Source organism: Butyrivibrio sp. AD3002 (assembly GCF_000420905.1).
Taxonomy (GTDB): domain Bacteria; phylum Bacillota; class Clostridia; order Lachnospirales; family Lachnospiraceae; genus Butyrivibrio.
The window spans coordinates 19,915-30,374 of sequence record NZ_ATVV01000038.1; the positions used below are offsets into that span (position 1 = coordinate 19,915).

Here is a 10,460-nt window from a genome sequence, read left to right on the forward strand (position 1 = left end):
TTTTTATCTTTAATGCCGGTTTTGAAATTCCGGTAAGAGAATTCCCCTTATTCAGCGTGTCTATGATGGCGGCGATGTATCTGCCCATATTCACGCTGTAATAATATCCTTGTTTCTGCAGACATAAGTGGAAGCTGTAGGAAGAACATGAATGTGGTCTCTACAGTTTCATGATACTATATGGAATATTAGGTTTGTCTTAAATATGTATTAAATTTCAGTGTCTGAAAATAATGGATAATATTCCAATATTGAGTTAAAATATAATCACAATTTCGAGGTTTTAGGCTTAAATTTTATTACATGACGGAGGAGTAAATGGGGACAAAAACGGTGGCTCTCGATGCTTTTCGGGAGCAGATGAATGATTACTTTGTTGGGAAGGGTGACACAGTTGACAATGTGCTCTGCTGCTTTCTTGCCGGAGGGCATGTTCTTTTGGAGGATGTTCCGGGAGTAGGTAAGACCACGCTGGCCAGGACCTTTGCGGGTTCTCTCGGACTATCTTTTGGACGAATTCAGTTCACGCCGGATACCATGCCGGGCGATGTTACCGGTATGTCTGTCTATGACATGAAAAAGGGCGAATTCAATTATCGTCCCGGCGGCGTGATGAAAAATATTGTTCTTGCGGACGAGCTTAACCGAACATCACCTAAGACACAGTCGGCGCTTCTTGAGGCGATGGCGGAATCTCAGGTCACTGTTGATGGTCAGGCTTATCAGCTTCCGCAACCTTTCATGGTTATCGCCACACAAAATCCTATCAATTTTTCAGGAACATATCCGCTGCCGGAGGCGCAGCTCGACCGCTTCATGATGAGGCTGTCAGTGGGCTATCCCTCCGCTGAGGAGGAACTGAGGCTTGCCAGGGATAACATGAGCGGAAGAAAAATCGAGGACGTGAAGGCGGTTCTTAATGCGGAGGATGTGACCGGTTTTAGGGAAGAGGTATCAAAGATCCACGTTAGCGACGGCGTACTCGGATATGTACAGCAAATAGTTGCCGCCACAAGAACGGACAGCGGATTCTCGCTCGGAGCAAGTCCCAGAGCGCTTCTGCATCTCTTACAGGCATCGAGGGCGAAGGCCTTCCTCGAGGGACGAAGCTTTGTTAAACCCGATGATGTAAAGAAGATGGCGGTGCCGGTTCTCTCACACAGGCTCATTCTTTCTACTCAGATGAGACTTCAGAAGAAGACAAGTAAAGATGTTTTGGAGTCTCTTGTTTTGAAGGTGAACATCCCCATGGAGGCGGATTATGAAAAATAAGGGGATGTTGATTTTAGCTGCACTTTTTGCTCTTTCGCTCGTCGGTATCTCGATGTTCGGAGGGGCTGTTACCTATGTCTTTTTCTGGACAGTGCTGCTCATTCCCGTGATTTCTTATCTGTATATTCTGTGCGTTATAATTTCACTTAAAATCTATCAGAAGACCGAGGGGCGCGACATGGTTTGCAAAGCGCCCTCGGATTTTTATATTACTTTGCAAAACGAAGGCTGGTTTTCATTTTCATCTCTTAGAATAATTTTCTATTCATCTTTTTCAGGGATCTCGGATATCGACGACGGCGCTGTATATGAGCTTCCGCCGCATTCATCCATTCAGAAAAAGACCAAGCTCCTCTGCCGTTACAGGGGCGAGTATTATGTTGGAATTAAGAAAATTGTGGTGGGAGATTTTTTCGGAATATTCTCGTTTACCTATACTATAAAGGAGCCCCTCAGCGTAATCGTGGTGCCTGCGATGGTGCATTTATCAGAGCTTAAGGGGAGTGAACTTCTGTCGGATTCCGACCGCGACAATTATCAGAGGAAAACCGAGCCAGATATTCCCGTGCGCGAATATGCAGACGGCGACGACCTTCGCTTTGTAAACTGGAAAGCCAGCGCGATCTCACAAAAACTCATGGTGAGGGAGCGCCGCGGCGAGGAAAAGAGCGGAATCGCAATAGTAATGGATCCCGGAAGATATCAGAAGAGGATGGAGGAGTATCTGCCCCCTGAAAATAAGGTGATCGAGTGGGTACTCGCACTTTCTTTTTATTATATGGAGAACAACATTCCCACGGAGATTATTTATAAGGCCGGGGAAGTGCAAAAGCTCCATGTAAGGGATGCGGGCGATTTCGATACGCTCTACTCGGAGATGAGCAGATTTTCATTCCGCGAGGACAACGATATGGATAAGCTTCTGGAGGAGCTGTACATAGACGGCGGACTTGCGGGCTATCGGATGATCATCTTTGTGGCGCAGAGCTGGACTCACGAGGAGATTGAGGGGGCGGACAGAATAAATGCGGATCTGTCACCGATAAGGGTATATCTTGCTCAGGATGAGAGCCTCGGAGATGTGGCAGATACTGTAAGCGGCAGATTTGACATCGTAAGGATTGGAGTTGATACACCGGCGGAGGCGAAGGCATGATAGTTGAGATTCTTTATGATCTGTTATTCATAATGCCGCTGTCTGTAGCGGTGTCATCCTTTACTCACGGGTACTTCGAGCCCGAAGAGGTGAAGAAGGCGTGGATAGTGATTGCGGTAGGTACGACGCTTTATCTGCTTTTGATGAAGCATTTAAAGCTCCGGGGCAGAGCTGTGCTTGCGGGGATTTTGCTTGCTGCGGTGCTCGCCTTCTGGCTTATTGTGCCCTCTGAGGACAGGATAGAAGTGCTGCGGGAATACTCCTGGATTTTCCGGGAGATGGCTGTTGCGGCAGCAGTTTTTGTGGTGGGATTTTTCTCGGGAAAATATCGGAACCTGCGAATTCTCATCGCAGCGGGGGGATGCATATACCTTGCATCGTCGCTCTTTACCGGGATGCCGGTGGAGAAGATCAGCGTCTGCGTAATTCTGGTATATACGCTGCTTGTGGCAGTTGATGAGATTCAGAGATTCTCCGTAAAGGAAGGAGATACCGAACCGAGGAAGCATCTGGTTGCGGTTTCACCTTTTTTAATCGTGGTATTTGCGCTTGTTTCGGCGCTTGGAGTTTCGGATAAGCCCTACGACTGGGGGATTGTAAAGAGGATTTCCGGTTTTGTTGTAAGTGAATATGTCATGCTGAGTGAGAGCGTGTTTGGCGAAAACGGCTGGGATACAGGCTCTGCGGTGATCGGCTTTTCAAATCGCGGCGAGTTTGCGGGGAACCTCTCGGCGAATAAGAGAATCGTCATGAGACTGAAGTCGGGAAATGAGAATGACCCAAGGCTCTATCTTTCGGGGAAAACTTTTGATACCTTCGACGGTCACAGCTGGGATAAGAAGGACACTTCCGAGATGGATGAGCGCCTTGCGGATACTATTGAGACCGTGAGCTTCGCGCTGGATGAGATGGGCGAAGATCCGGTTACCGATGTCCTGAAAAGGGTTGCATTAACGATTGAGTACAAGGATATGCATACGAAATGTCTTTTCACACCGGGTAAATATCTGCCTCTTGGAGATAAGTGGCAAAAGCGGCAGAGTGAGGGTGGAGACATCGAATTTCCCAATAAGAGGGCTGCAAGAAAGCCCTACGATGTGGTGTTCTATCGCCTTAATAAGGATTCGGAGCTCTTTGATACGATTGCGAGGGATTCCCATGAGGTAAGTAAGGAGAGCTTTGAAGCGGCGAAGGCGGAGTGCGGTATAGACAGCGATTTTTCTTATGAGGATTTTCTGGAATATCGCGAAGCGGTTTATGCCAATTATCTTCCAAAGACAGTGTTGTCTGATAAGATGAGGGAGTATGTCGACGGAATTCTGGAGGGTGCGGACTCTGATTATGAGAAGCTTAAGCGCCTCGAGGGGATGTTTGCTGAGTTTAAATATACGGAAAGCCCCGGTGAAATTCCGGATGAAATTAAAAGCGAAGCCGATTTTCTTGATTATTTTATTTTGAATAAGAAGGAAGGGTACTGCAGCTACTATGCTACGGCGTTTGTGCTGCTCGCTAGAGCCTATGGGATTCCGGCGAGATATGTGCAGGGCTTCAATGTGCCGATGGGAAGGCACAGTATGGTGGAAGTGAGTTCGGTGCTTGCGCATGCCTGGCCGGAGGCGTATATTGAAGGCCTGGGGTGGATTGGTTTTGAACCCACGCCCGGGATGCGAAGTGATGTCGCTTGGGCGGTTCAGTCCGAGAGGGAGCTTCTGCTTGAGAAGGAGCGTGAGGCCTACCTGGCGGCGCATGCTTACTCCGAAGAAGAGGAAGAGACCTACGAGGAGCCGGTAGAGGAGAAGACCTCTATAAAGATAGACTGGTACAAGATTCTGATTCCGGTCTTTGCGGGAGTGTCGCTTACACTTTTGATGTTTGCGCTGGACAGGCTTCTAAAGAGAAGGCGCTATTTGAGAATGAGCGAGCGCGGAAAGGCCACGACTCTTTGTAAAAACAGCATGGAGCTTCTGAGGAGACGGCATCTTGGACGAAGACAGGATGAGACCTTGAGCGAGTATGAGGAGAGACTTAGCGGGAAATTCAGCGCTGAGCTGCTTTCCTTCCTTGGGACCTATGAGGAGATTTTGTACTCCGACAGGGAGATCACGGAGCCTGAGAGAATTGAAATGGAGGAGAGGTTTTCCCGGTTGAAGAAATTCTGCTTCACACAGCGCAGAGCGCTGAGGGCAAGCGAGAGCTGATGTTTTGACAGGGGGAAACTTAGGATTAAGTTGGGGATTTTTGGAAGTAATGAAAGGTCTGGGACTTTTGGAAGTAATGAAAGGTCCGAGACTTTTGGGAGTGATGTAAATAGGAGTGGCGGGACCGGAGGGGCTTTCTTGACAGCCCTCTATGCCTTCAGCTTTTCACTTGTTTTATTCTTGGCGCTGTGCCTTGTGCTTCATATAACTCCGTTTGGAGATCGCACATTTTTGTACGAGGACATGAAGCAGCAGTACGTGGATTTCTTTTCCTACTATCACAATGTGTGGCATGGGAAGGACGGTTTTCTGTACTCTGAAAACTGCGGGCTAGGCGCGGAAATGTTCGGTATCTGGGCCTACTATCTTACGAGCCCGTTTCTTTTGATGTTCATCTTTATTCCCGAGCAGTACTATGCCACCGCGGTGACATTTCTTATCATGCTGAAAATGGCATCGATAGCTTTTTGCATGTCGCTGTTTTTGTCGCATGTTGGGAGGAGAGCTGATGAGCGTTGTGGTTTTGGCTCGGTTCTGCTCAATCTGCAAATCTCGGTTGCCTTTGCGTTTTGTGGCTGGACTGTCGCCAACATGACAAATATCATGTGGCTTGATGCTGTGATCATGCTTCCTATTGTGGCAATGGGTTTCGATAAACTGATTCATCATGAGAAGCGGGGAACGCTTTTGTATGTGCTCTCTGTAATGGTGATGATTTTTGTGAATTATTATATCGCGGCGATGGTGCTGATTTTCCTTGGAGTGTTCGCGGTATTATGGGTGCTGTTTGGTAAGGCTGATACCCTGAAGGGCTTTGGGAGGTTTTTAATTGGCTCTGCGATTGCGATTGCTCTGGATGTCTGGTTTCTGGTGCCCACAGTCATGTCTCTTATGGGAAGTAATAAGGATCATTCCGGTCCGATGATGGAAGCTTTTCAGAAATATCTTCCGTCTTCCGAAGCGGTGGGGAGATATTTGTCACCCCTGGATGTGCTGCCTAAGCTCTTCACGATGAGCTATGACACGATGGAGATTATGGATGGCATGCCCAATATCTATTTTGGCGCGGTTTTGATAATGCCATGCGTTCTGTTTTTCCTGACTTCGAAAATAAGTGTTAAGGTAAGAGCTCTCTTTGGTTCATATCTTGTAATTGTGCTTGCATTTTTCTGCATAAAACCGCTTAATACGCTGGCTCACGGCGGAACCGAGGCCTATGGATATCTCTACAGGTATTCATTTGTCTTTTCATTCGTGTGTCTAACCATGGCTTATCTTGCTATGTGTCAGCGTAAAAATCATCAGGGGAAGATTCATCCGGGAAAGATTGCGATAGCCGGGGTGATTACGCTTGCCTTGTATGGAGTTGCTTCGTTATCGCATGTGAGATTTCTTGGAGGGAAAGTTCTTTTCCTGAATTTATTGCTTATTCTTGCAGGCGGGGCGGCAGTGGTTATATGGGGCTGTTTTTATAGGGAAAATGAGCCGGTACAGAAGGCTGGACTCACTGCCTTACTGGTTATGGGGCTCGTTTTGGCGGCGGACCTCTCTCTCAATTTTATATGTGTGTACAGAAATTCTTCGATGAACGGCGAAACTGCGTCACGAAACAGGATGAAGTGCATCCAGACGGAGGCAGCGCTTAGAATTATCAGAGACCGAGAGGCGGAGAACGGTGAGGTGCTGACTGACAGCGAAAAGACTGGCGGCAGTAAGGCTGAGGCAGATAACGGCAATTACAGAATAGAGTCGCTTAGTCCCAGGACACCGAATGAAAGTCTTCATTTTGGGTACAGAGGAACTACGACTTACAACAGCCTTCTGAAGGTTGAGAATAGACTTTTCATGTACAGGCTGGGTTTCAATGATAACGGTCTTTATACGATGTATGACAACTGGAATACAAGCTGCGCTGATGCGATTCTGGGGATAAAGTATCATATAAATGACAGTTCGACGCACAATGTGATTACGAATGAGTATGCGCTGTCGGCGGATCTCATTACGGATAAGACGATTCCGGGACTTATGGAGATTATCGAGCCGGCGGCAAATCCGTTTGAAGCGCAGGAACTTTTGTGGAATCATTTCACGGATGCGGAGGATGAAGTTTTTATAAAGGCAACATGTGAGCCGGCGGATGGTGAGTTTGAGTTTCTGGTTACTCCGAACCTCGATGGCGAGCTGTACTTCTACATGAACCGCGAGGGGACGAATGAGCGCTCGCTTGAAATCAGGCTTGAGGGCGAGAGTCTGTGTGGCTATGGTAACGCGTCCTGTCAGAAGGTGGTGGATCTTGGCTATCATAAGGCGGGTGAGAAGCTTCATCTTGTGATTGTTGATAACGATAATCTAGGTTACCTTCCGGATGAGCCGGTGGTGGTGACAGAGGATTTGGAAATTCTAAAAAAAAAATAAAATTTTTTTCATAAATAGGGGTTAAGTTTTGCTAAGGGCTCTCCGATACTATTATTGGTGAGGAAGATAAAGCACAATACCTTGGGTTTTCAGTAGCGACACCACAATATCGGGTATGTAGAGTCCGATGTCCACAAGATAGATTGATCAGGATGACATCGGTGAGAGGTCGGAAAATATATTTGAAAATATTTTCAAAAAACTCTAAAGTAATTGCAGAATACGCCGATAAATGTAGTAGAACTAAAGAAATTCTCCAAGGAAGGAGGAAACGATATGCGTATAGAAGCTTACAGCCAGATTCAACAAGTTTATGGCACCAGCAAAGTGAATAAGACCGCTAAGACTCAGAAGACTAATAATATTTCTGATTCTCTGAAGATTTCTTCAATCGGAAAGGATATTCAGGTTGCTAAGCAGGCTGTGAAAGAGGCTCCGGATGTCAGGGAGGACGTTACGGCACGCTTAAAGAGTGCAATCAAGGACGGCACATATGACGTTAGCGGAGAGGATTTTGCAGACAAGCTCCTCGCTAAACTTAGTGAATCATTAGGTTAATCCTAACCAAATACATATAGAAACTATTAGAGCCGGCTTAATCAAACGGTTAAAGCTCCGATGGCTATTAGGCAGGCTCTATAACTTTGCCCTTTTTTAGGAAAATCACCTGGCGAGGTTCTTTCGAGTCTGGTGAGTTTCCTAGTTCCGGCGAGCGAAGCGAGAGCGGAACTTCATCTGGAGGTAGTACTATGGCAAGCTTATTACAGAATCTTGTTGATGCTCTTGACAGAGAATGTGCATTATATGAAAGACTTCTGGTTTTGTCCGGAAAGAAGACACCGGTGATAATCCAGAGAGATCTGAAAGAACTTTCCAAGATTTCAGGAGATGAGCAGGCTGTGGTTTCCCTTATTGCAGCTGTGGACAAAGAAAGAGAAGCTGCCATGGACGCTATCGCCGATGTAATAGGAGAGAAGGGCAACAATCTCAAGCTTATCGAACTTATCAGAATGCTTGATTCAAGGCCCAATGAGCAGAGAAGTCTTGCACAGATGAGAGACAAGCTTAAATCACTGGCAGAAAATGTTCAGAGAGTTAATGATCAGAACCAGATTCTGCTTCAGAGTTCACTTGAGATGGTTCAGTATGAGATGAATATCATTCAGGCAGCAAGACGTGCACCTGAAACTGCAAACTATACAAGAAAAGCCGGCACCAGAGGTGATCTTATCGGGGTTGCACCTATGGGAAGGTTTGATGCGAAGCAGTGATGTTAAATAATTGTAATAAAGTAAACTTTGGCATAGGTGTAAGTCAATTTTCAAATTTTGAAGAAATGGACTTACGGATTAACAATATAAAGAAGATTTTTTCTGAAAATTATAAGTCTATTTCTGTGAAAACATGAAATAGACTTATTTTTATGCATGAAAAACGGTAAGAGAAAACAGAAAAAAAGTGAGCGCATATATATAAGTAAATAGCCAAATTAACCGATACATTATATGAGTAATAGTGTAATTGACAGGGATAGCCCTTACCAAAACAGCAGATGTCAGTCTGGAAAAGGGATATCTAGACAAGCTCACATAGGCAATGAGGTAAATACATGGCATCTTTAATGGGAAGCTTATATATTGGAGCATCGGGACTTCAGACATCAAGTAACGCTCTGAACACCACCGCCCACAATATGTCAAATATAGACACGGAAGGCTATACGAGACAACAGGTTTCACAGGGCACTCGCCCTTACATCACCACTGAAAAGGATTTCAGAATAATTTCCTGGAAACAGACAGGACTCGGAGTTGTTTACAACAATTGTAAACAGGTCAGAAGTTTGTTCCTTGACCAGAGCTACAGGCAGGAGTCAGGAAGACAGGCTTTCTATGATGTGTCTGTTACAACCCTTGAAGAGATCGAGGATCAGCTTCAGGAGATGAACGGAAACGAGTTCGCGGATTCTCTCAGTAACCTCTGGGTAGCAGTTCAGGAGATGAGTAAAAATCCTACATCCGCGGTTAACCAGAGCACACTCGTGACAAGAGCTAACGAGTTTATCACAAGAGCTAACAGCGTATACGAAGGCCTCACAAATTACCAGGATAACATGGATCTCAAGGTTGCGGATCTGGTTGAGCAGATCAATAAGATCGGTGACAGGATAAAAGAGCTTAACCTTCAGATAGTTGAGATAGAGTCGGGAAATCAGGAGCATGCAAACGATCTTAGAGATGAGAGAAATCTTCTTCTCGATCAGCTCGGAGAGCTCGGAAGAATTAGCTACTACGAAGACATCTTCGGAAATGTACTTGTACAGTTTGAGGGAACACAGTTCGTAACAACTGATCATGTAAACCACATGGCATGTGACAATACACTTCCGGCAGATAAAGGCGGAAGCCCTTCAGGATATAACACTCCTTACTGGGAGTTCGCAGCAAAGAAAGAATACGATCCTATCCAGGAAGAATGGGTAGTAACAGATATCAGAGGAGCTAAGGTATTTGACCTTACACAGACAGTCTCCACAGCAATGAACACAGATATCGGAAAACTTCGCTCAACACTTCTTGCAAGAGGTGACCACCACGCAAATTATCACGATATAACAGATGATCCGACAGGTGCCTACTACAATACAAACATCGCACAGTCAGTTATCATGAACGTGGAAGCAGAGTTCGACCAGATGATCAAGAATATCTGCACAGCAATAAATCAGGTGTATGAGGATGCGGGAAGTAACCCCGTAACTCTCGGTGAGGTGGAAGGAAGAACTTCCGATTACGATCTTTTCAAAGTCCTTAACGAAGAGGATTGCCTCAACTACGACATCGATGAGAATCACAAGGCAGGAGAGAATAAGAAGGGCTACATAATTACCAACATCGCAGTTAATCCGCTTTACATGGCAGAGCCCACCGCAATGAAGTTCCTCCTCGCAGACGGAAGTGAAGATAATGATACGGTTGAAAAGCTGAAGGGTGCATTCACCACAGCAAAATATCTCATCAACCCCAACGTGGCAACAAAAACTGATTTCGTAGGATATTACAACATGCTGGTTTCACAGGTTGCGAACTCAGGTGATGTATATAAGGGAATCAAGTCCAATCAGGAACTGACAGTGTCTGCAGTATCAAATGCGAGAGAGCAGATCGTGGGAGTTTCAAGTGATGAAGAACTTGAATTCATGATTAAGTTCCAGAATGCATTCAATGCATCGAGTAGATATATAAATGTAGTCAGCGAGATGCTCGAGCACGTGGTTACGGCGCTTGGCTCGTAATCCCCTCATCCGGCACTTCGTGCCACCTGTCTTCGCTCCGCTTCGGTCCGCGCTGAACCGACGGTCTACGTTCCACTCCGGTCGTTGCTAAGCACTCGTCCCCCGGACGAGTAGCAACCCC

The 10,460-nt window shown here is 46.1% G+C and carries 7 protein-coding genes; all 7 read left to right on the forward strand.

Translation table 11 applies throughout. The annotated features are described in order from the left end of the window. The first annotated feature begins 318 nt into the window (after positions 1-318). The 7 genes from G596_RS0118360 (at position 319) to flgK (ending at position 10,339) form a co-directional block, all read left to right on the forward strand. On the forward strand, positions 319-1,272 hold the full coding sequence (locus G596_RS0118360; protein ID WP_022763279.1) for an AAA family ATPase: 954 nt from the start codon (positions 319-321) through the stop codon (positions 1,270-1,272). Continuing rightward, positions 1,262-2,428: a DUF58 domain-containing protein gene (locus G596_RS0118365; protein WP_022763280.1), complete on the forward strand. Its 1,167-nt coding sequence runs from the start codon at positions 1,262-1,264 to the stop codon at positions 2,426-2,428. The genes G596_RS0118360 and G596_RS0118365 overlap by 11 nt, the downstream gene beginning before the upstream one ends. Next, positions 2,425-4,626 carry a transglutaminase family protein gene (locus G596_RS0118370; RefSeq protein ID WP_022763281.1) on the forward strand — a complete coding sequence of 734 codons (2,202 nt, stop codon included), beginning with the start codon at positions 2,425-2,427 and terminating at the stop codon, positions 4,624-4,626. Before G596_RS0118365 ends, G596_RS0118370 begins: the two co-directional genes overlap by 4 nt. 138 nt (positions 4,627-4,764) lie before the next feature. Then, positions 4,765-7,044 (forward strand): YfhO family protein, encoded by a 2,280-nt coding sequence (locus tag G596_RS0118375; RefSeq protein ID WP_022763282.1) that lies wholly within the window; start codon positions 4,765-4,767, stop codon positions 7,042-7,044. A gap of 276 nt (positions 7,045-7,320) precedes the next feature. Next, on the forward strand, positions 7,321-7,602 hold the full coding sequence (gene flgM / locus G596_RS0118380; RefSeq protein ID WP_022763283.1) for a flagellar biosynthesis anti-sigma factor FlgM: 282 nt from the start codon (positions 7,321-7,323) through the stop codon (positions 7,600-7,602). Between the two features lie 191 nt (positions 7,603-7,793). Next, positions 7,794-8,315 (forward strand): flagellar protein FlgN, encoded by a 522-nt coding sequence (locus G596_RS0118385; protein WP_022763284.1) that lies wholly within the window; start codon positions 7,794-7,796, stop codon positions 8,313-8,315. A 338-nt stretch (positions 8,316-8,653) separates the two neighbouring features. Further along, positions 8,654-10,339 (forward strand): flagellar hook-associated protein FlgK, encoded by a 1,686-nt coding sequence (flgK, locus tag G596_RS0118390; protein WP_022763285.1) that lies wholly within the window; start codon positions 8,654-8,656, stop codon positions 10,337-10,339. Positions 10,340-10,460 lie beyond the last annotated feature (121 nt).

Excerpts from the sequence above, each read along its gene's own strand:
- G596_RS0118360 (WP_022763279.1), top strand. The coding sequence starts at position 319 with ATGGGGACAAAAACGGTGGCTCTCGATGCTTTTCGGGAGCAGATGAAT.
- G596_RS0118365 (WP_022763280.1), top strand. The coding sequence starts at position 1,262 with ATGAAAAATAAGGGGATGTTGATTTTAGCTGCACTTTTTGCTCTTTCG.
- flgM (WP_022763283.1), top strand. The coding sequence starts at position 7,321 with ATGCGTATAGAAGCTTACAGCCAGATTCAACAAGTTTATGGCACCAGC.
- flgK (WP_022763285.1), top strand. The coding sequence starts at position 8,654 with ATGGCATCTTTAATGGGAAGCTTATATATTGGAGCATCGGGACTTCAG.
- G596_RS0118385 (WP_022763284.1), top strand. The coding sequence starts at position 7,794 with ATGGCAAGCTTATTACAGAATCTTGTTGATGCTCTTGACAGAGAATGT.
- G596_RS0118370 (WP_022763281.1), top strand. The coding sequence starts at position 2,425 with ATGATAGTTGAGATTCTTTATGATCTGTTATTCATAATGCCGCTGTCT.